The sequence below is a fragment of the Pseudomonas sp. NPDC089530 genome (assembly GCF_050280705.1).
Taxonomy (GTDB): Bacteria; Pseudomonadota; Gammaproteobacteria; order Pseudomonadales; family Pseudomonadaceae; genus Aquipseudomonas.
On sequence record NZ_JBNNVU010000059.1, the window covers coordinates 15,165 to 35,755 of the forward strand.

The 20,591-nt window shown below is 64.5% G+C and carries 20 protein-coding genes and 2 pseudogenes; 11 read left to right on the plus strand and 11 right to left on the minus strand.

Annotation, left to right across the window (positions count from 1 at the left end; translation table 11 throughout):
- Window positions 1-52: 52 nt before the first annotated feature.
- From ACQKQA_RS20450 to ACQKQA_RS20475, 6 genes are all read right to left on the minus strand, one after another.
- On the minus strand, window positions 53-1,237 hold the full coding sequence (locus tag ACQKQA_RS20450; RefSeq protein WP_427561551.1) for an MFS transporter: 1,185 nt from the start codon (window positions 1,235-1,237) through the stop codon (window positions 53-55).
- Entirely contained in the window at window positions 1,234-2,235 is a 1,002-nt protein-coding gene (locus tag ACQKQA_RS20455; protein ID WP_427561553.1) for a zinc-dependent alcohol dehydrogenase family protein, read from the minus strand. Before ACQKQA_RS20455 ends, ACQKQA_RS20450 begins: the two co-directional genes overlap by 4 nt.
- 79 nt (window positions 2,236-2,314) lie before the next feature.
- Window positions 2,315-5,500: an efflux RND transporter permease subunit gene (locus ACQKQA_RS20460; protein WP_427561556.1), complete on the minus strand. Its 3,186-nt coding sequence runs from the start codon at window positions 5,498-5,500 to the stop codon at window positions 2,315-2,317.
- The gene (locus tag ACQKQA_RS20465; protein ID WP_427561559.1) at window positions 5,497-6,636 is read right to left on the minus strand and encodes an efflux RND transporter periplasmic adaptor subunit; all 1,140 of its coding nucleotides are present in this window, start codon (window positions 6,634-6,636) and stop codon (window positions 5,497-5,499) included. The genes ACQKQA_RS20460 and ACQKQA_RS20465 overlap by 4 nt, the downstream gene beginning before the upstream one ends.
- A gap of 80 nt (window positions 6,637-6,716) precedes the next feature.
- Window positions 6,717-7,880: an acyltransferase family protein gene (locus ACQKQA_RS20470; protein ID WP_427561562.1), complete on the minus strand. Its 1,164-nt coding sequence runs from the start codon at window positions 7,878-7,880 to the stop codon at window positions 6,717-6,719.
- Between the two features lie 191 nt (window positions 7,881-8,071).
- A complete protein-coding gene (locus tag ACQKQA_RS20475) occupies window positions 8,072-9,262 on the minus strand; it encodes a serine hydrolase domain-containing protein (protein WP_427561565.1) in 1,191 nt (396 codons plus the stop codon).
- 126 nt (window positions 9,263-9,388) lie between these two features.
- Between ACQKQA_RS20475 and ACQKQA_RS20480 the strand changes: the two genes are divergently transcribed.
- From ACQKQA_RS20480 to ACQKQA_RS20505, 6 genes are all read left to right on the plus strand, one after another.
- Window positions 9,389-10,276, plus strand: coding sequence for a LysR family transcriptional regulator (locus ACQKQA_RS20480; protein WP_427561567.1), 888 nt, complete (start codon window positions 9,389-9,391; stop codon window positions 10,274-10,276).
- Window positions 10,277-10,568: 292 nt separating this feature from the next.
- On the plus strand, window positions 10,569-11,351 hold the full coding sequence (locus ACQKQA_RS20485; protein WP_427561570.1) for a transporter substrate-binding domain-containing protein: 783 nt from the start codon (window positions 10,569-10,571) through the stop codon (window positions 11,349-11,351).
- A gap of 55 nt (window positions 11,352-11,406) precedes the next feature.
- Window positions 11,407-12,135, plus strand: a complete 729-nt coding sequence (locus tag ACQKQA_RS20490) for an ABC transporter permease (protein WP_427561573.1) — start codon at window positions 11,407-11,409, stop codon at window positions 12,133-12,135.
- Window positions 12,132-12,842 (plus strand): ABC transporter permease, encoded by a 711-nt coding sequence (locus ACQKQA_RS20495; protein WP_427561576.1) that lies wholly within the window; start codon window positions 12,132-12,134, stop codon window positions 12,840-12,842. Before ACQKQA_RS20490 ends, ACQKQA_RS20495 begins: the two co-directional genes overlap by 4 nt.
- A 16-nt stretch (window positions 12,843-12,858) precedes the next feature.
- Window positions 12,859-13,623, plus strand: a complete 765-nt coding sequence (locus ACQKQA_RS20500) for an ABC transporter ATP-binding protein (RefSeq protein ID WP_427561579.1) — start codon at window positions 12,859-12,861, stop codon at window positions 13,621-13,623.
- A gap of 330 nt (window positions 13,624-13,953) precedes the next feature.
- A complete protein-coding gene (locus tag ACQKQA_RS20505; RefSeq protein ID WP_427561582.1) occupies window positions 13,954-15,129 on the plus strand; it encodes a GGDEF domain-containing protein in 1,176 nt (391 codons plus the stop codon).
- Window positions 15,130-15,139: 10 nt separating this feature from the next.
- Here the strand turns inward: ACQKQA_RS20505 and ACQKQA_RS20510 are convergent, their stop codons facing one another.
- Both ACQKQA_RS20510 and ACQKQA_RS20515 read right to left on the minus strand, forming a co-directional pair.
- Window positions 15,140-15,436, minus strand: coding sequence for an addiction module antidote protein (locus ACQKQA_RS20510; protein WP_427561585.1), 297 nt, complete (start codon window positions 15,434-15,436; stop codon window positions 15,140-15,142).
- Window positions 15,433-15,732 carry a type II toxin-antitoxin system RelE/ParE family toxin gene (locus ACQKQA_RS20515; RefSeq protein ID WP_427561588.1) on the minus strand — a complete coding sequence of 100 codons (300 nt, stop codon included), beginning with the start codon at window positions 15,730-15,732 and terminating at the stop codon, window positions 15,433-15,435. Before ACQKQA_RS20515 ends, ACQKQA_RS20510 begins: the two co-directional genes overlap by 4 nt.
- A gap of 180 nt (window positions 15,733-15,912) precedes the next feature.
- Here ACQKQA_RS20515 and ACQKQA_RS20520 point away from each other — a divergent pair, with 180 nt between their 5' ends.
- Window positions 15,913-16,362: a DUF3828 domain-containing protein gene (locus ACQKQA_RS20520; protein WP_427561591.1), complete on the plus strand. Its 450-nt coding sequence runs from the start codon at window positions 15,913-15,915 to the stop codon at window positions 16,360-16,362.
- Window positions 16,363-16,386: 24 nt separating this feature from the next.
- Here the strand turns inward: ACQKQA_RS20520 and ACQKQA_RS20525 are convergent, their stop codons facing one another.
- From ACQKQA_RS20525 to nirK, 3 genes are all read right to left on the minus strand, one after another.
- The gene (locus ACQKQA_RS20525) at window positions 16,387-17,397 is read right to left on the minus strand and encodes a zinc-dependent alcohol dehydrogenase family protein (protein ID WP_427561608.1); all 1,011 of its coding nucleotides are present in this window, start codon (window positions 17,395-17,397) and stop codon (window positions 16,387-16,389) included.
- Window positions 17,398-17,454: 57 nt separating this feature from the next.
- Window positions 17,455-17,754: an ArsR/SmtB family transcription factor gene (locus ACQKQA_RS20530; RefSeq protein ID WP_427561593.1), complete on the minus strand. Its 300-nt coding sequence runs from the start codon at window positions 17,752-17,754 to the stop codon at window positions 17,455-17,457.
- A gap of 65 nt (window positions 17,755-17,819) precedes the next feature.
- Complete coding sequence (nirK, locus tag ACQKQA_RS20535; protein ID WP_427561596.1) at window positions 17,820-18,911, minus strand: copper-containing nitrite reductase; 1,092 nt, start codon at window positions 18,909-18,911, stop codon at window positions 17,820-17,822.
- A 223-nt stretch (window positions 18,912-19,134) separates the two neighbouring features.
- Here nirK and ACQKQA_RS20540 point away from each other — a divergent pair, with 223 nt between their 5' ends.
- The 4 genes and pseudogenes from ACQKQA_RS20540 to ACQKQA_RS20555 form a co-directional block, all read left to right on the plus strand.
- On the plus strand, window positions 19,135-19,377 hold the full coding sequence (locus ACQKQA_RS20540) for an exodeoxyribonuclease VII small subunit (protein WP_427561599.1): 243 nt from the start codon (window positions 19,135-19,137) through the stop codon (window positions 19,375-19,377).
- The gene (gene ispA, locus ACQKQA_RS20545; RefSeq protein WP_427561602.1) at window positions 19,374-20,261 is read left to right on the plus strand and encodes a (2E,6E)-farnesyl diphosphate synthase; all 888 of its coding nucleotides are present in this window, start codon (window positions 19,374-19,376) and stop codon (window positions 20,259-20,261) included. The genes ACQKQA_RS20540 and ispA overlap by 4 nt, the downstream gene beginning before the upstream one ends.
- Window positions 20,262-20,373: 112 nt before the next feature.
- Window positions 20,374-20,496: pseudogene (locus ACQKQA_RS20550) on the plus strand (hypothetical protein); the annotation flags it as partial.
- Window positions 20,496-20,591: pseudogene (locus ACQKQA_RS20555) on the plus strand (biotin carboxylase N-terminal domain-containing protein); the annotation flags it as partial. The pseudogenes ACQKQA_RS20550 and ACQKQA_RS20555, both read left to right, overlap by 1 nt.

The following is a 20,591-nucleotide window of genomic DNA, read 5'->3' on the forward strand; positions in this document are numbered from 1 at the left end:
ACTGATGAGCAAACAGCCCCTCATCCGTGCGGGCCACCCTGCATCGTAGAACTCAGTCTGCCGCGACTGGCGCACCTCCTTTGCGCGGTACGGCACTGAAAAACAGTACTTTGACCACGATGACCATCAAGGCCAGCGCGGCGAACAGCAAACCACTGTAAAGAGTGCCCTGCAAGCCCAAGCGCGCCAGGAACCAGCCGCCAGTTGTAGACCCGATAGTCACGCCCAGATTGATGAACGAGATATAGATGCCGGTGGCGAACTCCGGGGCCTCCGGCGCTTCGGAGGTCAGCCAGATCTGGGTGACGATCAGCCCGCTGGTATGGGTCGCGCCCCAGAACACCACGATCGCCAGCATGGTCGCAAACGACGGCCCGGCGAACAGGAACAGCACGCCATAGGCGCTCGCCAGCAGGATCGGGTGCAGGATCGTGGTCCTGACCATGTTCTGGCCGATCAGCTTGCCGGCATACAGGTTGCCGGCCACGCCGCCGATACCGAAGACCACCAGCAGGATGCTGATCAGCTCCGCGCTCATCCCGGCTTCCTTGGCCAGGTACTCCGCCGAGTAGCTGTACACGGAAAACATCGCGGCAAAGATCAGCGTCGAGGCGGTGATGTTCAGCCACAGCGGGAACTTGCGCAGGATGGCCAGTTGGTCGCCATAGGAAACCGCCTGTTTATCCGGCGCATCCGGCAGCCGCGCGATGATCCCCAGGCCCGCGATGCAGTTGACCAGGGCGCAGAACAGGAACGACGCCTCGTAGGAAAACTGCGCGGCGATCAGCGTCGTCAGCGGCACCCCCAGCACCATGCCCATGCTGGTGCCGACGAACGCCTTGGCGGCGGCATTGGTCGACTCACCCGGCGGGTAGAGCGACGTGGCCGCGACGAAGGCCAGGGAGAAATACACCGGGTGGAACAGCGCCGGGATGATCCGCAGCGCCATCAACGACTCGAAGTTCGGCGCATAGGCCGAGAGCACGCTGGTGCCGGCGAAGACGAACAGCGCCAGGGTCAGGACCTTCTTGCGGTTGTAGCGCGACAGCAGCAACACCATGATCGGCCCGCACGCCGCGATGATCAGCGCGAACAGCCCCACCAGCAGCCCCGCCTGGGAGGCGCTGATGGCGAAGCGCTCGATGATCACCGGCAGGATCCCGACCACGCCGAATTCGATCGTGTACACGCCGAACAGGCCCAGGGCCAGGAAGTAGATCGGATGGAGCATTTTCATGACGCGGACTCCAGCGTGACCACCACCTTGCCGAACTGCTCGCCGGCCTCCAGGTAACGGTGGGCGTCGATGATCTGCTCGAAGTCGAAGGTCTTGGCGATGATCGGGCGCAGGGTCCCCGCTTCCAGGCCGGCCAGCACATAAGCCTTGCCAGCCTCGAGCAGCTCGGGCCGGGAGGTGATTTCGTGCAGCAGGTAACCGCGCAACGCCAGGCTCTTGCTCAGGACCTGGAACAGCGGGAACGGCGACGGCTCTGTGCTCAAGGCGCCGTACACCAGGATGATCCCGCCGCGGGCGGCGGCATCGACCAGCTGCGCCAGGAACGGCCCGCCCACCGGGTCGAAGATCACCCGGGCGCCCTGGCCGGCGGTGATGCGTTCGACCTGCTGGTTGAAGTCCGCCTGTTCGCTGCTCAGCACATGGGCCGCGCCGGCCTCCAGCAACTGCTGATGCTTGGCCGCCGTACGGCTGACGGCGATCGGGATGGCGCCCACCTGATTGGCGATCTGGATCGCCGCCAGGCCGACGCTGCTCGACGCGGCGGTGATCAGCACGAATTCCCCCGGTTGCAGGGCCGCCACGTGAATCAATGCGCCCCAAGCCGTGACGTATTGCATCCACACCGCCGAAGCCTCGGCAAACGAGAGATTGGCGGGATGCTTGACCAGCATGGCCGCCGGCAGCACCGCGAGTTCGGCATAGGTGCCCCATTGGGCGATCGAGATCGGCGGGATCAGGCTGACCGCGTCGCCCACCGCAAACTGCCCGGCCCTGGCACCGACTGCCTCGACGATGCCCGCCGCCTCATAGCCCAGCCGCGAGGGAAACTGCGCCTGCTCCAGGTACTGGCCGGAACGGAACATCGATTCCGCCCGGTTCAGGCCGATGGCCCTGACGCTGACCCGCACTTCATCGGGCCCCGGCCCGGGCACCTCGAGCTCCTCGATCCCGAGCACTTCCGGACCACCGTATTGGCTAAACCGCACGACGCGTGTCATTGACTGTCCCCTTGATTCATTGATTGCGAGTGACTGTAGAAAGATTGCGAATGGCGAAAAACCACCTCTTGTTCCGTTCTCAACGGACAGTTATTTCCGTAATGGACGGGCCGCTTTCCTCCTGGCTCGCGCGTGCCCGCCGTGTGGCAAGCAGCCGCAGCGCGACATAGAACACCGGAGTGAACAACAGGCCGAACAGGGTCACGCCGAGCATGCCGAAGAACACTGCGACGCCCATGGCATGGCGCATCTCGGCGCCGGCGCCGGTGGACAGCACCAACGGCACGACGCCCATGATGAAAGCGATGGAGGTCATCAGGATCGGGCGCAAGCGCAGCTGGCTGGCCTGGATCGCGGCGCGGACGATGCCCTGCCCCTGCAGTTCGAGCTCGCGGGCGAACTCGACGATCAGGATGGCGTTCTTGCTCGCCAGCCCCACCAGGACCATCAGGCCGATCTGGGTGAAGATGTTGTTGTCGCCCTGGGTCAGCCAGACCCCGAGCAGCGCCGACATGATGCCCATGGGCACGATCAGCAGGATGGCCACTGGCAGCAGCAGGCTTTCGTACAGCGCCGCCAGCACCAGGTACACCAGCAGCATGCAGATCAGCAGGATCCACAGGGTGAAGTCGCCGGAAATGATCTGTTGGTAGGTCAGCTCGGTCCATTCGAACTTGATGCCCTTGGGCAGCGTCTCGGCGGCGATCCGCTCCACCGCGGCCTGGGCCTGGCCGGACGAATAACCGGGGGCCGGGCCGCCATTGATGTCGGCGGCGGTGTAGCCGTTGTAGCGCACCACCATTTCCGGCCCGTAAGTGGGCACAACCGATACCAGGCTGCCCAGCGGCACCATGTTGCCGTCGGCATTGCGCGCCTTCAGCTGGCCGATGTCGTCGGCATGGGCGCGGAACGGCGCGTCGGCCTGCACCCGCACCTGGTACACCCGGCCCAGCAGGTTGAAGTCGTTGACGTAGAGCGAGCCCAGGTAGATCTGCAAGGTGTCGAACACGTCGGTCATCGCCACGTTCGACTGCTTGGCCTTGACCCGGTCGAGGTCGACCTTCAGTTGCGGCACGTCGATCTGGTAGCTGGAAAAACTCGGCCCCAGCTCCGGTGCCTGCGCCGCCTGCTTGAGAAAGGCGCGCACCGCGGCATTCAGTTGTTCGAAGCCCAGGGCGCCACGGTCTTCGAACTGCAGCTTGAACCCGCCCAGGGTGCCCAGCCCCAGTACCGGGGGCGGCGGGAACACGCCGGTGAAGGCTTCCTTGATCCCGGCGAATTCCTGGTTCAGCGCCGCCGCGATGGCCCCGGCGCTCATCTGCGCCCCCTTGCGTTCGGCGAACGGGTCGAGGATGACGAAGATGATGCCGGCGCTCGACGAGTTCATCAGGCCGTTGACCGACATGCCGGGGAACTCCAGGGTGTGGGCCACCCCGGGTTGCTTGAGGGCGATTTCGTTCATCCGCTGGATCACCTGCTCGGTGCGCTCCAGCGAGGCACCGTTGGGCAGTTGCGCCAGGCCGACCAGGAATTCCTTGTCCTGGGCCGGCACGAAACCGCCGGGCAGCGAATGCCCCAGCCAGGCCGTCAGCGCCAGCAGCACGGCATACAGGCCCAGGGTTTTGCTCTTGCCCTGGATCACCCGCCCCAGGTTGCTGCCGTAGGCCTGCTCGCCCCGCGCCGAAAGCCGGTTGAAGCGGCTGAACACCGGCCCCAGCAGCCGGTCGATCAGCTGGCTCAGGCGGTCCCGCGGCTGATCGTGGGCCTTGAGCAGCAAGGCACAGAGCGCCGGCGACAGGGTCAGGGAGTTGAACGCCGAAATCAGCGTCGAGATGGCGATGGTCAGCGCGAACTGCTGGTAGAACTGCCCGGTCAGCCCGGGCATGAAGGCCAGCGGCACGAACACGCTGACCAGGGTCAGGGTGATGGCGATGATCGGCTTGCTGACCTCCTCCATCGCCTTGTAGGAAGCGGCCTTGGGCGTCAGGCCGAGGGCGATGTTGCGCTCGACGTTCTCCACCACCACGATCGCATCGTCGACCACGATGCCGATGGCCAGCACCATGCCGAACAGCGACAGGGCGTTGATCGAAAACCCGCAGGCGAGCATCAGCGACAGCGTACCGATGATCGACACCGGCATGGCCAGCAGCGGGATGATCGAGGCGCGCCAGGTCTGCAGGAACAGGATGACCACCAGCACCACCAGCAGGGTCGATTCGAGCAGGGTCTGGATCACTGCCAGGATGCTGGAACGGACGAACTGGGTAGGGTCGAAGACAATCTTGTAGTCGACCCCGGCCGGCATGTCCTCCTTGGCCTGGCGCATGATCTCCCGGGCCTGGTCGGAGATCGCCAGGGCGTTGCCACCGGCCATCTGGAACACCCCGAAACCCACCGCCGGCTTGCCGTCCACCAGCGAGCGCAAACCATAGTCCGAAGCGGCCAGCTCGACCCGGGCCACGTCCCGCAGGAAGGTCACGGCGCCGCCGGGGGAACTCTTGAGGATGATGTCGCCGAATTCCTTTTCCGACTTCAGGCGCCCCTGGGTGTTGACCGACAGTTGCTGGGCGACGTCGGTGCGCATCGGCTGCCCGCCGATGACCCCGGCGGCCACCTGCACGTTCTGCTCGCGGATCGCCGCCGCCACATCGTTGGCGCTCAGGCCGCGCTGGGCGACTTTCTGCGGGTCCAGCCAGATGCGCATCGCATAGTCGCCGCCGCCCCAGATGCGCACCTCGCCCACCCCCGGAATGCGCTCCAGCTGGTTCTTGATATTGAGAATCCCGTAGTTGCGCAGGTAGGTGGCGTTGTACTGGTCGTCCGGGGACACCAGGTGGATCGCCAGGGTCTGGGTCGAGGACGATTTCATCGTCACCACCCCCAGCCGGCGCACGTCTTCCGGCAGCCGCGGCAGCGCCTGGGAGACCCGGTTCTGCACCAGTTGCTGGGCCTTGTCCGGGTCGGTGCCGACCTTGAACGTGACACTGAGGGTGAGGTTGCCGTCGCTGTTGGCCTGGGACTGCATGTACAGCATGTCCTCGACGCCGTTGATCTGCTCCTCCAGCGGCGCCGCCACGGTCTGCGCCACCACCGCCGGGTTGGCGCCCGGGTACTGGGCGTTGACCACGATCAGCGGCGGCACCACCTCGGGGTACTCCGAGACCGGCAGGCGGAACAGCGAGATGATCCCGGCCAGCAGGATCAGGGTCGAAAGCGCGCCGGCGAAGATCGGCCGGTCGATGAAGAAACGGGAAAAGTTCATGGCTGGGTGCTCGCATCCGCGCGCTGGGCCAGCAGCGGCCGGACGGTGTCGCCGGGCCGTGCCCGGTGCAGGCCGTTGATCACCACCCGCTCACCGGGTTGCAGGCCGGCATCGATGATGCGCAGGTCGCCCACCAGGTTGCCGGGGCTGATGCGGCGGTACTCCACCTGATCGTTGGCGGTCACCACCAGCACGAACTTCTTGTCCTGGTCGGTGCCGATGGCGCTGTCGTCGATCAGCACCGCCTGGCGTGGCGGGCCGCCCCCCAGCTTGATCCGGGCCAGCATGCCGGGCCGCAGCTGGCCGTCGGCATTGTCGAAACTGGCGCGCACCCGCAGCGTCGCCGACTGCAGGTCGAGCTGATTGTCCAGCGAGGCCAGTTTGCCCACCCGGGGGAAATCCGTTTCGTTGGACAGCCCGAGCATCACCGGCACCGCCTCCGGCTTGGCGCTGCTCTGGTTGAGGTAACGCAGGAAGGTCTGCTCGTCGACGTCGAACGCGGCATAGATCGGCGACAGCGAGACCAGGGTGCTCAGCGGCGCGGCATTTTCCCCGGCGCTGACGATATTGCCGGTGGTCACCAGGGCATTCGACATGCGCCCGCTGACCGGGGCGGTGATCCGGGTGTGGGCCAGGTCCAGGCGGGCGCTGTCGAGGATCGCCTGGGCCTGCCGGACATTGGCCTGGGCCTCGCTGGCGGCGTTCTGCTTTTCGTCCAGATCGCGCATGGCGATGGCGTTGGAGTTGATCAGCCGTTGCGCCCGCCCCAGGTCGGTGGCGGTGTACTGGCTGCGCGACTTGGCCGCGGCCAGGCTCGCCTGGGCCTCGTCGACCCGGGCGGCATAGGGCCGGGCATCGATCTCGAACAGCAGGTCGCCGGCCTTGACGATGGCGCCGTCCTTGAAATGCACGGCGACGACGGTCCCCGAGACCAGGGGGCGGATGACCACCTTCTCCACCGCCTCCAGGCGCCCGGAATAGTTCTGCCAGTCCGTCACCGGTCGCGACAGCGCCATGGCCACGTCGACTTCGGCGGCCGGCGGCGCCACGCTGGCCTTGGCGGTGGTGGAAGGCTCGCCGCGCAGCACGACCACCAGGCCAGCCACGATGGCGCAGGCCAGAACGGCGCGAAGCATGAGGGCGCTGCCCGAGCGCCGGGATCGTATCGAGTGCATAAAACAACTTCCCTGTGATGAGGCCTGCGGTTGAGAGCGGGTCAAGAGGTGGCTTCGGGTTGGGCCAGGCTGGGGCTCGGCGCCCTGGCCTTGCCGGTCCGGCCCCAGCGCTGCATGACGGGGCGCTCGACAAAGTTGAACAGCAGCCAGCCACCGACTATGGAGAGCGCGAAGGTGGCCGCGACGATCAGCGTGGCGGTGCCGTTGTCGAACAGGCGCCCGCCGAGCAGCTGGGTCGCCAGGGTCATGACCAGCAGATGGATCATGTAGAAACCGAAGGAGATCTCCCCCAGCCAGACCATCCAGCGACTGTTGAGCACGCTCTTGCGGTCCTGCAGGTCGTTGGCGGCGATCGCCGTGATCAGCGCCGCGATCGGCACCAGCGTCACCAGGTTGAGGCTGTACTGGAACGGCACGTACATGGCCGCCACGTAACTGCCGACCAGCAGGGCGAAGGCCCAGGACACGCTCAGGTCGATCCAGCGCCCGGCCATGAGGATCCGCGCCATGAGCATGCCCAGCACGAACTCGAACAGCCGCGCCGGCGGGAAGTAGTAGGCCCACCACCATTGGCTCAGGGAGATGGGGTACTCGTTGATCAGCGGCGTGGCGGGCGCCAGCAGGCGGATCGCCACTTGGGTCAGGGCCAGGCCCGCGACCATCGCCCAGGCCCAGCGCCACAGGCGCTCTTCGGCAATGTTCCAGACCAGCTTGAGCGCCAGCGGAAACAGCAGGTAGAAAAACATCTCGCTGCACAGCGACCAGGACGGGCCGTTGACGCTGAGGAAGGTGTCCATCCGCGGAATCCAGGCGTGCACCAGCAGCAGGTTCGGCAACCAGATCGCCACGCTGGCGGCCGGCACGCTGAACAGCAGCATCGCCAGCAGCCAGGTGGCGATATGGTTGGGGAAGATCTTCAGCAGCCGGCGCTTCCAGAAGCCGGTCAGGCTGTCGCCCTTGCGCGCGGACCAGGTGATCACGAAGCCGCTGAGCACGAAAAAGAACGACACGCCGAGCCAGCCGCCACCGCTGAAGATGCGCTGGAAGGCATTGATCACGTCGTTGTCGGCGTAGGGGTTGAAACCGATGATCCGGGTCAGCGATGCGTGGAACATGAACACCATCGCCGCGGCGAGAAAACGTATTCCGGTCAACGAATCGAGTTTGGCGTGTGCGTGCGAATGGTAGAACTCTGCTTTTTTCATTATCCGATCCCCATAGAGTCACGGCGCGCCCGACCGCGCGTGCGCGTGTCGAGCGTGCTCCCGATAAAAACCATCAATGGCGTTGCGAACTTGCAGGCAATGTTGCGAGGGGTACGGCAATGCGGATCGCTGAGCGAACCGTCTTTTTTCGATGTTTGCGGCCGGCCCCGCTGAGGGGGGTCGGCACGCGGTCACTGCCCGTAGACGGCGTTGCAGAGGTCTACGGTGAACTGCCCGAACATGCCTTCGAAGGCGGTGTTGGTGAAGGCGACCACGGTCAGTTGTTCCGCCGGGTCGACGAACCAGGAGTGCCCATAGGCGCCACCCAGCCGCCAGCTACCGGCGGACTCGGCGGTCTGGGCCGCGGCCGGGTCCTTGAGCACGGTGAAGCCCAGGCCGAAACCGCGGCCGGGCCAGTTTTCCAGCTCCAGAGCGCCGGTCTGGTTGCTGGTCATTTCATCCACCAGGGCCTTGGGCAGCAGCGGCTCGCCGCCCTTGCGCAGGGTTTCCAGCAGCGTCAGGAACTCCCCGGCGCTACCGACCAGGCCCGAGCCGCCGGAGTCATAGGCGTTCGGGTCCAGCGCCCGGGCCGGGTCCAGCTTGATGCCGATGGTGCCCTCGAAGACCGGGATCACTTCCAGGTCCTCGATGCGATGGGGCCGTGGCTGGTCGTTCAGGTAGGCGGCAGTCAGGCGCTCGACGTCCGCCACCTTGAAGCTGGTGTCGTGCAGTTGCAGGGGCTGGACCACCAGTTGGTCGATCGCCACGGCGAGGCTGGTGCCATGCACCGCGGCGATCAGCCCGCCCAGCACATCGGTGGCGATCGAGTAGCCCCAACCGCTGCCGGGCTTGTACTGCAAGGGAATCTGCCCCAGGCGGCGCAGGTTCTCTTCCAGTGTCAGCGCGCTGCGCTCCAGGCCGTCGGAGATCCCGGCGTCCTGGTAAGGGCCGCCCTGGGCGCTTTCCAGGAAACCGTAGGACAGGCCGGCGGTATGGCTCAGCAGCTGGCGCAGGGTGATGACTGCGGGCTGACCGTCGCTCAGGGTCGGCTTGAAGTACGGCAACCAGCGGCTGATGTCGTCGTCCAGATTGATCTTGCCCTGGGCGACCAGCACCAGCGCCGCCACCGAAGCGATGGGCTTGGACACCGAAGACAGGCGGAACAAGGCATTCTCACGCATCGGCACCTGGGCTTCCCGGTCGGCCAGGCCCGCCGCGCGGTGATAGATGAGCTCGCCCCGATGGGCCACCAGCACCACCGCGCCCACCAGGCGTTGGTCGTGCAGGGTCTGTTCGAGCACGGCGTCGATCCGCGAGGCCACCTGGGCGGGTTCGAACGAGCGAAGAGACTGTAGCGGGCGAAGCGGTTCGTTGACTGACATACCTGTCCCCAAATAGTTGAATGGCTGAGCTGGATGTAGCGATGGTAGAACCGGCCATCCCGGGGAAACAGAGGTTACAATTCCGGGGTCCACGGACATTTCTGTCCGCAATCGAAGGAGTGAGGGTTGGATAAGCTCAATGGCATCACGGTGTTCGTCCAGGTCGCCGAAAGCCGCAGTTTCGTCGCCGCCGGCCGCTTGCTCGGGATCTCCGCCTCGGCCGTAGGCAAGAGCATTGCCCGCATGGAAGAGAAGCTCGGCACCCGGCTGTTCCACCGCAATACCCGCAGCATCAACCTCACCAGCGAAGGCTCGCTGTTCCTGGAGCGCTGCCGGCGGGTGCTCAACGAGCTGGAAGCGGCGGAGCAGGAACTCTCCAGCTCCAGCGAGACCCCACGGGGCAAACTGCGCATCAGCCTGCCGCTGCTCGGCGATGTGCTGTTCATGCACTTCTCGCGCTTCATGCAGCGTTATCCGCAGATCCAGCTGGAACTGGACTTCACCGACCGGCTGGTGGACGTGGTCGAGGAAGGCTTCGACGCCGTGGTGCGCACCGGCCAGTTGCACGACTCGCGGCTGATGGCCCGCAAACTGGACAGCTTCGGCTTCTACCTGGTGGGCGCCCCCCGCTACTTCGCGAGCCACGGCTACCCGACCACGGTCGAGCAACTGCAGGACCACCACTGCCTGCACTACAAACTGCCCTCGACCGGCAAACTGGAAAAATGGCCGCTGACCGGGCTCGCCGAAGGCACCGAGCTGAAGGTCCCGGCGACCATGGTCTGCAATAACCTGGACATGCTGATCCACATGGCCCGGCAAGGCCTGGGCATCGCCTGCGTCCCCGAATTCGCGGTACGCGAAGCGCTGGACGCCGGCGAGTTGGTGTCGATCCTGCCCGACCGGGTGCAGCGCACCCTGAACATCCAGGTGGTATGGCCGTCGAGCCGCCATCTCACGCCGAAGCTGCGGGCGTTCATCGACTTTATCTGTGGTGGCGAAGGTCGAGGTTGAGGGGTATCGGCCCGGCACCTTGAGTTCACATTTTGTTACCGCATGCCCCAGCCGGGTGTGAATCCCGCTTCGGTAACAGCCTCACAGGCGGCCCCAGCCTCTGGGTTTACCTGCCTGCCAAGCCCATCGCAGAGCGCTTGATGCGCTTTCTCGAACGCCCGATCCGCGAATTGGCCGAGCGATTGCATATGCTTGTCTGTACAAGTATCTGCGTGTGTATAGGACATTGGATCCCATCAATACACGCACTCTTGCGGTGCACGCGCTTCCAATGGTCCTCGGGAATAAAACAATGAAAAGAGCATTTCTAACCATTTCTGCATTGGCTTTTTGCATGGCTGCCGGTTCGGCGCTGGCCAAGGAGTACAAGGAGTTGCGTTTTGGCGTCGACCCCTCTTATGCGCCGTTCGAATCCAAGGCCGCCGACGGCAGCCTGGTGGGCTTCGATATCGACCTGGGCAATGCGATCTGCGCTGAGCTGAAGGTCAAGTGCAAGTGGGTCGAAAGCGATTTCGACGGCATGATCCCCGGCCTCAAGGCCAACAAGTTCGACGGCGTGATCTCGTCCATGACCGCCACGCCGGCGCGGGAGAAAGTCATCGACTTCTCGAACGAGCTGTTCTCGGGACCGACTGCGCTGGTCTTCAAGAAAGGCACGGCCATCGGCACCGATCCGGCCTCCCTCAAGGGCAAGAAAGTCGGCTACGAGCAAGGCACCATCCAGGAAGCCTACGCCAAGGCCGTGCTGGACAAGGCCGGGGTCGAGACCCAGGCCTACGCCAACCAGGACCAGGTCTACGCCGACCTGATCTCCGGACGCCTCGCGGCCTCGATCCAGGACATGCTGCAAGCCGAACTGGGCTTCCTGAAGTCGCCACAAGGCGCCGACTTCCAAGTCAGCGAGCCGGTCGAAAGCCCGCTGCTGCCAAGCAAGACCGCCGTGGGTCTCACCAAAGGCAACGCCGAACTCCAGGCCTTGCTGAACACCGCGATCAAGGCGCTGCACGACAACGGCACCTACGCGGCCGTCCAGCAGAAACACTTCGGCGATCTGAATCTCTACAGCGGCAAATAACGACCCTGCGCCCATTTCCGGATGGGCGCTTTTTTGACTGACGTAGGGCTGCACAATGCTAGAAAACCTATTGCAGATTCTCGGGCTGTCGGGCTTCAGCCTCCAGGGCTTCGGTCCGCTGTTGCTGCAAGGCTCCTGGATGACTGTCAAATTATCCTTTCTGTGCTTGCTGGTGAGCGTGGGCCTGGGCCTGATCGGCGCCAGCGCCAAGCTGTCGAAATCGGTGCTGCTGCGCGCCCCCGCACAGGCCTACACCACGCTGATCCGGGGCGTTCCGGACCTGGTGCTGATGCTGCTGATTTTCTACAGCCTGCAAACCTGGCTGTCCTCCTTCACCAACTTCATGGGATGGGAATACGTCGAGATCGACCCATTCAGCGCCGGGGTCATCACCCTGGGCTTCATCTATGGGGCGTATTTCACCGAGACCTTCCGCGGCGCGATCCTCGCCGTGCCCCGTGGGCAAATGGAAGCGGCCACCGCCTACGGCCTGACCCGGGCCCAGCGCTTTCGCCTGGTGGTGTTCCCGCAAATGATGCGCTTCGCCCTGCCGGGCATCGGTAACAACTGGATGGTGATCCTCAAGGCCACCGCGCTGGTGTCGATCATTGGCCTGGCCGATCTGGTCAAGGTGGCCCAGGACGCGGGCAAGAGTTCCTATCAGCTGTTTTTCTTCCTGGTGCTGGCCGCCCTGATCTATCTGGTGATCACCACCGTTTCGAACTACGTCTTGCGCCGGATGGAAATCTTCTACGCCGCAGGCACCCGCGAGGCCGTGCGATGATCGAACTTCTGCAGGAATACTGGAGACCCTTCCTGTTCCAGGACGGCGCTCACATCACCGGGCTGGCCATGACGCTATGGCTGCTCAGCGCCTCGATCTTCTTCGGCTTCGTGATGTCGATCCCGCTGTCGATCGCCCGGGTCTCGAGCAATGTCTGGGTACGCTGGCCGGTGCAGTTCTACACCTATCTGTTCCGCGGCACGCCGCTGTATATCCAACTGCTGATCTGCTACACCGGCATCTACAGCATCGCCGCGGTGCGGGCCCAGCCGGTGCTCGATGCGTTCTTTCGCGATGCGTTGAACTGCACCATCCTGGCCTTTGCCCTGAACACCTGCGCCTACACCACGGAAATCTTCGCCGGGGCGATCCGCAGCATGCACCACGGTGAAGTCGAGGCGGCCAAGGCCTATGGCCTGCGCGGCTGGAAGCTGTATGCCTACGTGATCATGCCGTCGGCCCTGCGCCGCTCGCTGCCCTACTACAGCAACGAGGTGATCCTGATGCTGCACTCGACCACCGTGGCCTTCACCGCCACCGTACCGGATATCCTCAAGGTCGCCCGCGATGCCAACTCGGCCACCTTCATGACCTTCGAGTCGTTCGGCATCGCCGCGCTGATCTACCTGGCAGTCACTTTCTCCCTGGTCGGCCTGTTCCGCCTGGCTGAACGCCGCTGGTTGTCTTTCCTCGGCCCGGCTCACTAATTCAGGAAGCTTGCACATGTACAAACTGACCGTTGAAAACCTGCACAAAAGCTACGGCAACCTGGAAGTCCTCAAGGGTGTTTCGCTGAACGCCAAGACTGGCGACGTGATCAGCCTGATCGGCGCCAGCGGTTCGGGCAAAAGCACCTTCCTGCGTTGCATCAACTTCCTGGAAACGCCCAACGACGGCACCATGAGCCTGGACAACCAGCCGATCCGGATGGTCCATGACCGCCACGGCATGCACGTGGCCGACGCCAATGAACTGCAGCGCATCCGCACCCGCCTGGCGATGGTGTTCCAGCACTTCAACCTGTGGAGCCACATGACCGTGCTGGAGAACATCACCATGGCCCCGCGCCGGGTGCTGGGCGTCAGCAAGAAGGACGCGGAGGACCGCGCCCGGCGCTACCTGGACAAAGTAGGCCTGCCTGCGCGGGCGGCCGATCAATACCCGGCGTTCCTCTCCGGTGGCCAGCAACAGCGGGTCGCCATTGCCCGGGCCCTGGCCATGGAACCGGAGATCATGCTGTTCGACGAGCCGACTTCGGCCCTGGACCCGGAACTGGTGGGCGAAGTGCTCAAGGTGATCCAGGGCCTGGCCGAAGAAGGCCGCACCATGATCATGGTCACCCACGAAATGAGCTTTGCGCGCAAGGTGTCGAACCAGGTGCTGTTCCTGCACCAGGGGCGGGTCGAAGAACAGGGCGCCCCCGAGGACGTCCTGGGCAACCCCCAGAGCGAGCGCCTGCGGCAGTTCCTCAGCGGCAACCTGAAGTAACCAGCCCATCGAGCGGCGGCCCGCAACCGGCCGCCCTCGTTTCCACGGGACTCTGAGTCGCAGAGGTTACTGCCTGGAAGTAAGGCTCTTCGCTTTCTATTGAGCGACTTTTCCTAGAAACGGCCACTCGCTTGCGGCCGGTTTCCAATGTGATCGGCCTGCTAACCTGCTACAGCTGCCTCCCTTCCCCCTTCCCCCTCGCCTTCGCAAACAAGCAGTGGCAAAAAGATATCGCTACAATCCCGCGCTTCGACGCCAGGGCACCACCACCTGACCCTGCCTTTCCGACAACGCTGCCTGCCCCCGGCATGCCCCGCGAGAACCAAGGACATGGTGCTGCACATCCCGACCCTGCTGCTGGTTTGCGTATTCGTCTTCTGCCTTATGGGGCTGTTGAGCATCCACGCCTGGCTGCGGGAAACCCGCGAGCGTTCGCTGGCCTACCTGGGCAGCATGATGCTGCTGGCGGCCGCGGGCTTGACGCTGGCGAGCCTGCGCGGCCTGGGGATCGATGTGGTGCCGATGGTGCTCGGCAATGTGCTGCTGTTGTTGAGCGCGGGCATGAACTGGACGGCGATGCGGGTGTTCACCGGGCGGACACCACATGTGCCGGGCCTGTTCGCCGGGGCCGGGCTGTGGCTGGTGCTGTGCCTGGTGCCGGCGTTCTATGGGACGATGTCCGTGCGGGTGACGATCTATTCGTTGCTGGTGATGGCTTACGGACTACTGACGGCGTGGGAGTTCCATCGCAGCCGCCGCCAGCTGGAAGTCGCCTATCTGCCGGCGCTGTACCTGACGCTGTTGCACACCGTCTTCTATGGCGTACGGGCGCTCACCGATGAGGGCCTGTCGCTGGATAACGCGCTGTCGAGCACCGGCCAGGGCGTGCCGTTCTTCTCGTTCATCTTGTTCGAATCGATGCTGTACGTGATCGGCATTGCCTATGTGACCCTGGCGATGGTCAAGGAACGGGCGGAACAGCGCTTCAAGGCGGCCGCCTTCAGCGACGCGTTGACCGGGGTGGGCAACCGCCGGGCATTCATGGCCCAGGGCGAGCGGGCCCTGCTCGACAGCCAGCGCCGTGGCGGCACCGCGGCGTTGTTGCTGTGCGACCTGGACCACTTCAAGCGCCTGAACGACACCTTCGGCCATCAAACCGGCGACCAGGTGCTGATCGCCTTCGGCCGGGTCAGCCTGGCGAACCTGCGCCCGCAAGATGTGTTCGCCCGCATCGGCGGCGAGGAGTTCGCCTGCCTGTTGCCGGACACCGACGAAGCCGGCGCGCTACTGGTAGCGGAACGCCTTCGCCTCAGGTTCGCACAACTGCGGATGCTGGAACCCGGCCTGCTCAGCGTCAGCATCGGCGTGGTCACCACCCAGGAGTCGGGGCACGACCTTTCGCGCTTGCTGTCGGAGGCCGACCAGGCGCTGTACAGCGCCAAGGGCCAGGGGCGCAACCGGGTCCAGACCCTGCCCCGCGAGCACTCGCCCAGCGGCATGTGTTGACCCCCCTGAGTCAGGAAGGCGCGCCATGCACCCGCGCCGTCATGTCCAGGCCCAGGGCACGCATCACCGCCAGCAGAGTCTTGAGGGTCGGGTTGCCCTTTTCGCTGAACGAGCGGTACAGCTGCTCGCGGGACAGCCCGGTTTCATGGGCCAGTTCGGTCATGCCCTTGGCCCGCGCCACCACGCCCAGGGCCTTGGCGATATAGCCGGCATCGCCGGTCTCGAAGGCGTCCGCCATGAACAGGGCGATGGCCTGCGGGTCGCGCAGGGACGAGGCGGGGTCATAGTCGAATAGCGGTTCATTCATGATGGGCTCCAACCACGGGCCAGGCTCCTGGCCAGTTCGATATCGCGGCTCTGGTGACTTTTATCGCCGCCGCACAGCAGGATGACGAGTTGCAGGCCGCGGTACTGGACGTACACCCGGTAACCCGGCCCGTAATGGATGCGCAGTTCGCTGACGCCCTCGCCCACCGCGGAGACATCCCCGGCCAAGCCGTTGGCCAAGCGAAAAATCCGCGCTGCAATCGCCGCCCTGGCTCTGGAATCCCTGAGCCTGCGTTCCCACTCCATGAAGGTCGCGGTCTGTTTGATCTCCACCATGGGGCGACTGTAGTTTCAAGACTACAGCATCTGGAAGCGGATTTGTATTGCAAGACACTGCCAATTCACGGGCCGATGGCGATTCGAGCTTTTGCGTGTTGAAATCGAGCATCCAGCCATTACCTGCTGTCTCAATAGCTCAACGTCTTAAAGATTCCCTCTCCCTGTAAGGACGTCCCCATGAGAAAGCTGTTCTCCCTGCTGTTGCTCGCCGCGGCCTTCCATCAGCCCTTCGCCCTCGCCGACTGCGCCAGTTCGCCCAAGCCCGCGGCCGAAGCCTTCTACACCTGGTACCTGCAGAGTTTCAGCAACCAGAAAGACCCGATCACCGACGAGCTGCCGCACGTGCAACAGTACGTCACCGAGTCGTTGATCGAGCGGATCAAGAAGCAGATGGGCAGCCCCGAAGGGCTGGAGGAAGACTACTTCCTCAAGACCCAGGACTACATGGATGAGTGGCTGACCCAGATCAAGGTCAGCGACCCGCAGGTGCAAGGCACCTCGGCCCGCGAGTCGGTGACCCTGGGCAACACCCCGGACACCACGCAGATCGTCGACCTGCTGCTGGTCAAGGAAAAGGGCTGCTGGAAAATCAACGAGGTGCTGGCCACCACGGATCAGAGCGAGTGATCCGCGGCGACCCGCCAGGCAGGCTCAGATATCGAGGATGATCTTGCCGAAGTGCTGGTTGCTTTCCTGGTAGCGGAACGCATCGCTGATCGCGTCCAGGGCAAAGTGCTTATCCAGGACCGGATGCATGCCGTTGGCATCGATGGCCCGGATCATGTCCTGCTGCTGCCGGCGGCTACCCACCAGCACGCCCTGCAGGCGCAGTTGCTTGACCAGCGCGGTGACGATCGGGAACTCGCCGGCCACGCCGGTGAGGATGCCGATCACCGAGACATGGCCACCGGCCCGGGCGGCGATCATCGACTGCTCCAGGGTGGACGGCCCGCCCACTTCGATCACGTGGTCGACACCGCGGCCGGCGGTGAGCTTCTGCACGGTCTCACCCCAGGCCGGGTCCTGGCGGTAGTTGATCAGGTGATCGGCGCCCAGGGCCTTGAGTCGCTCCAGCTTGGCGTCGCTGGACGAGGTGGCGATCACCGTGGCGCCGAGCATCTTGGCGAATTGCAGGGCGAAGATCGACACGCCGCCGGTGCCTTGCACCAGCACGGTATCGCCAGCGGTCACCCGGCCATCGTCCACCAGGGCACGCCAGGCGGTGAGGCCGGCGGTGGTCAGGGTCGCGGCTTCGGCGTGGGTCCAGCCCTTGGGTGCCCGGGTAAAGGAAGTAGCGCGAGCGGTCACGACTTCACGGGCATAGCCGTCCACGCCGTCGCCCGGCACCGTGGCAAAACCCACGACATTGGGCCGTCCGTCCAACCACTCGGGGAAGAAGGTGCTGACCACCGCATCGCCGACCGCGAATTCGCTGACCCCGGCCCCCACCGCTATCACTTCACCGGCGCCATCGGCCATCGGGATACGCGACTCGGTCGGGCCCCACATGCCGCTGACCACCGCGAAATCGTGGTAGTTGAGGGAGCTGGCGCGCAGGCGCACGGTGATTTCGCCCGCTTGCGGCGCGGCTGCCGGAGCTTCGCCGACCACGACCTTGTCGTAGCCGCCACCGGCTTGTACGTAGATTGCTTTCATGGACAGTTCCTCTTGGTTGGCTTTCTCATTTCGAAAAAAGACGAAATGTTCAGGTAAAAAAACTCAGAGTTCGCGCTTCAGTTGCTCGGCAAAGGCCGCCAGTGCGGCTTCGTTACGGCGAAAGTAGGTCCACTTGCCAATACGTGTGGATTCGACCAGACCGACCTGCTCCAGGATCGCCAGATGGCTGGACGTGCTGGACGCCGAGAGCCCGGCCTTGTGCTGCAGGTGGGTCATGCAGATGCCAATTTCCTTGGGCGCATCATGGCCCTGGGGCGGAAAGTTGCCTTCCGGGTCTTTCAGCCATTCGAGCATCTGCATGCGGATGTCGCTGGCCAGCGCTTTGATTTGGTCGATGAGCATGGCGAGGATATTACGGACTTTTACGAAATGTTCAAGACGTGAGCAATATCCCCGCCCTCGACTGCCTATTTTTTGTCTTGGGTTATCGGTCCTGGTGCTTTCACCTGGGTCATCAGGTCGTCGTCCCACTGCCCTTCCACCTTGATCTGGGCCAGGGCGCCCAGCTCCATGGCCTCGATCAGGTTGTGGCTGAGGTACACGTAGGTCCCCGGCTGCCTGAAGGTATACAGCGCCGCCACCGCGGAACCGCCGGGGATGAACCAGGTTTCCATGTTGCGTTGCGGCGGGTTGGCGAACTTGCCGGTGGTCCAGACCCAGTCCCCATGGCCGCCGATCAGGTGCGGACGGCTGTCGCGGTTGGCCTGGGAATGGATGAACAGCACGCTTTCACCGACCTTGGAGGTCAGCGCATTGGCCCCGGTCAGGGCGCCGACACGGCCGTTGAACACCACGTGACTGGGCGTCAGGGTGCGCATCACCGCCCGGGTGTCCTGATAACTGGACGCCAGGTCCGGGTAGTCCTTGTAGCGACCGTCCTTGTCCTTGGGGATATACAGGTCGGACTCGCCAATGGTGTAGACCCGGTCGTAATGCAGGGGCTTGCCCTGAGGGTCGCGCAGGCCGTCGCGGGGCAGCACCATCAACGCGCCGTTCATGCCCGACACCACGTGCCACGGCACCATGCCTTGCGGCGCACAGTGGTAGACAAAGGTGCCGCTGCGGTCGGCCTTGAAGCGCAGCACCACCTCCTGCCCCGGCACCACCTGGCTCAGGGCCGCCCCACCCAGGGCGCCAGTGGCCGCATGGAAATCGACGTTGTGGGGCATGCTGTTGGTCGCCGGGTTGACCAGGGTCAGCTCTATATAGTCGCCCTCGTGCACCACCAGGGTCGGACCGGGCATCGAGCCATTGAAGGTCATGGCCTGCAGCGTGGTGCCCTGATCGTCGATGACCATCTTTTTCTCCTCGATGGTCATGCGGAACTGCACCACCTTGGGCGGTCCGCTGACCACCTGTTCATGAGGATGCACCTGGGGCGGCGCCACCAGATCCACCTTCACCCGCTGCAACCCCTCGGCCCCACTGGCCAGCACCAGGCTGCTGGCACAACTGCCCAGCAACAGACAGGCTCCCAATACACTTCGAACAACACTCATTGCAGCTTCTCCTTGCCAATCAACGAAGGGGCATTGCAAGGCAAGCGCGGGCAATTTTCCTTGTCTCAAAGCAAGAAATGGCGACACCAACCTGTCCACGTGAACAGGTCATGACCCAGAGCAGAAAATCGCCCGCAGGTCCCCCGCAGACCGCGGCTCATTTGCCCCGACACCCCATGTCTGCTAGTGTCGCGCCGGTTTAACGTCAACCGGGATAGCCGCCATGGCCCGCAAAAGAGCTGCCTTAGATTTCGAACAATCCCTCGCCGACCTGCAAACACTGGTCGAGCGTCTGGAGAACGGCGAGCTGTCGCTGGAAGACTCGTTGACCGCCTTCGAGCAAGGCATCGGCCTGACCCGCGATTGCCAGGCGGCACTGGCCCAGGCCGAACAGAAGGTTCAGATCCTGCTGGAGCGCGATGGCGAGCTGGCTGAACAACCCTTCGACGCGGAACAGCCAGAATGATCGCGGCCTATCAGGCCAGCAGCCAGGCCCGGGTCGATGCTGCGCTGGAAACCCTGTTCAAGGCCCCCAGCCCCGAGCTGGGCCGTCTATACGAAGCCATGCGCTACAGCGTGATGAACGGCGGCAAGCGCGTGCGGCCGCTGCTGGCCTACGCCGCCTGCGAAGCCCTCGGCGCGCGGCCGGAACAGGCCAACGGCGCGGCCTGCGCGGTGGAGCTGATCCACGCCTATTCCCTGGTCCATGACGATTTGCCGGCGATGGACGACGACGACCTGCGTCGCGGCCAGCCGACCACCCATAAAGCCTTCGACGAAGCCTGCGCGATTCTCGCCGGCGACGGTTTGCAGAGCCTGGCCTTCAGCGCCCTGCTCGACCCGCGCCTGAGCGACTCGAGCGCCGAGATTCGCCTGCAGATGGTCAGCGCCCTGGCGCAGGCGGCCGGCCCCGCGGGCATGGTCGGCGGCCAGGCCATCGACCTCGGCTCGGTCGGCCTCAAGCTGGACCAGACAGCCCTGGAATACATGCACCGGCACAAGACCGGCGCGCTGATCGAGGCCAGCGTCAAGCTTGGCGCCCTGGCCAGCGGCCGGGCCGAGAAAGACGAACTCAAGTCCTTGCAGACCTACGCCCAGGCCATCGGCCTGGCGTTCCAGGTGCAGGACGACATTCTCGACGTGGAAAGCGATACCGCGACCCTGGGCAAGCGCCAGGGTGCCGACATTGCCCGGGACAAACCGACTTACCCGGCCCTGCTCGGCCTGGAAGCGGCCAAGGCCTATGCCCTGGAGCTGCGCGACCAGGCCCTGCACGCCCTGCGGCCGTTTGACGCAGCCGCCGAGCCCCTGCGCGAGCTGGCCCGCTACATCGTCGAACGACGCCACTGACCGACCCCGGCGCGGCAGACCGCATCTCGCTCAAGTTCCGCGCTCCGCGTGGGCAGCGTGCGATGCATAAGGTAAACTGCCGCCTCTTTTATACCTATAACGATTCGCCCTGATGCCCACGACGTTCCATGAGATTCCCCGCAAGCGCCCGACCACGCCCCTGCTCGACCGTGCCAGCACGCCGGACGGTCTGCGCCGGTTAGGCGAAGCCGAGCTGGAAACCCTGGCCGATGAGCCGGCTGCGACGCCTTGCACCCCGGCTACGGCTTCCTTTCGGAAAACGCCGAACTGGCGGAGATCTGCGCCGAACGCGGCATCAAATTCATTGGT

Excerpts from the sequence above, each read along its gene's own strand:
- ACQKQA_RS20450 (WP_427561551.1), bottom strand. The coding sequence starts at position 1,237 with ATGAAAATGCTCCATCCGATCTACTTCCTGGCCCTGGGCCTGTTCGGC.
- ACQKQA_RS20455 (WP_427561553.1), bottom strand. The coding sequence starts at position 2,235 with ATGACACGCGTCGTGCGGTTTAGCCAATACGGTGGTCCGGAAGTGCTC.
- ACQKQA_RS20460 (WP_427561556.1), bottom strand. The coding sequence starts at position 5,500 with ATGAACTTTTCCCGTTTCTTCATCGACCGGCCGATCTTCGCCGGCGCG.
- ACQKQA_RS20465 (WP_427561559.1), bottom strand. The coding sequence starts at position 6,636 with ATGCTTCGCGCCGTTCTGGCCTGCGCCATCGTGGCTGGCCTGGTGGTC.
- ACQKQA_RS20470 (WP_427561562.1), bottom strand. The coding sequence starts at position 7,880 with ATGAAAAAAGCAGAGTTCTACCATTCGCACGCACACGCCAAACTCGAT.
- ACQKQA_RS20475 (WP_427561565.1), bottom strand. The coding sequence starts at position 9,262 with ATGTCAGTCAACGAACCGCTTCGCCCGCTACAGTCTCTTCGCTCGTTC.
- ACQKQA_RS20485 (WP_427561570.1), top strand. The coding sequence starts at position 10,569 with ATGAAAAGAGCATTTCTAACCATTTCTGCATTGGCTTTTTGCATGGCT.
- ACQKQA_RS20490 (WP_427561573.1), top strand. The coding sequence starts at position 11,407 with ATGCTAGAAAACCTATTGCAGATTCTCGGGCTGTCGGGCTTCAGCCTC.
- ACQKQA_RS20495 (WP_427561576.1), top strand. The coding sequence starts at position 12,132 with ATGATCGAACTTCTGCAGGAATACTGGAGACCCTTCCTGTTCCAGGAC.
- ACQKQA_RS20500 (WP_427561579.1), top strand. The coding sequence starts at position 12,859 with ATGTACAAACTGACCGTTGAAAACCTGCACAAAAGCTACGGCAACCTG.
- ACQKQA_RS20505 (WP_427561582.1), top strand. The coding sequence starts at position 13,954 with ATGGTGCTGCACATCCCGACCCTGCTGCTGGTTTGCGTATTCGTCTTC.
- ACQKQA_RS20510 (WP_427561585.1), bottom strand. The coding sequence starts at position 15,436 with ATGAATGAACCGCTATTCGACTATGACCCCGCCTCGTCCCTGCGCGAC.
- ACQKQA_RS20515 (WP_427561588.1), bottom strand. The coding sequence starts at position 15,732 with ATGGTGGAGATCAAACAGACCGCGACCTTCATGGAGTGGGAACGCAGG.
- ACQKQA_RS20520 (WP_427561591.1), top strand. The coding sequence starts at position 15,913 with ATGAGAAAGCTGTTCTCCCTGCTGTTGCTCGCCGCGGCCTTCCATCAG.
- ACQKQA_RS20530 (WP_427561593.1), bottom strand. The coding sequence starts at position 17,754 with ATGCTCATCGACCAAATCAAAGCGCTGGCCAGCGACATCCGCATGCAG.
- nirK (WP_427561596.1), bottom strand. The coding sequence starts at position 18,911 with ATGAGTGTTGTTCGAAGTGTATTGGGAGCCTGTCTGTTGCTGGGCAGT.
- ACQKQA_RS20540 (WP_427561599.1), top strand. The coding sequence starts at position 19,135 with ATGGCCCGCAAAAGAGCTGCCTTAGATTTCGAACAATCCCTCGCCGAC.
- ispA (WP_427561602.1), top strand. The coding sequence starts at position 19,374 with ATGATCGCGGCCTATCAGGCCAGCAGCCAGGCCCGGGTCGATGCTGCG.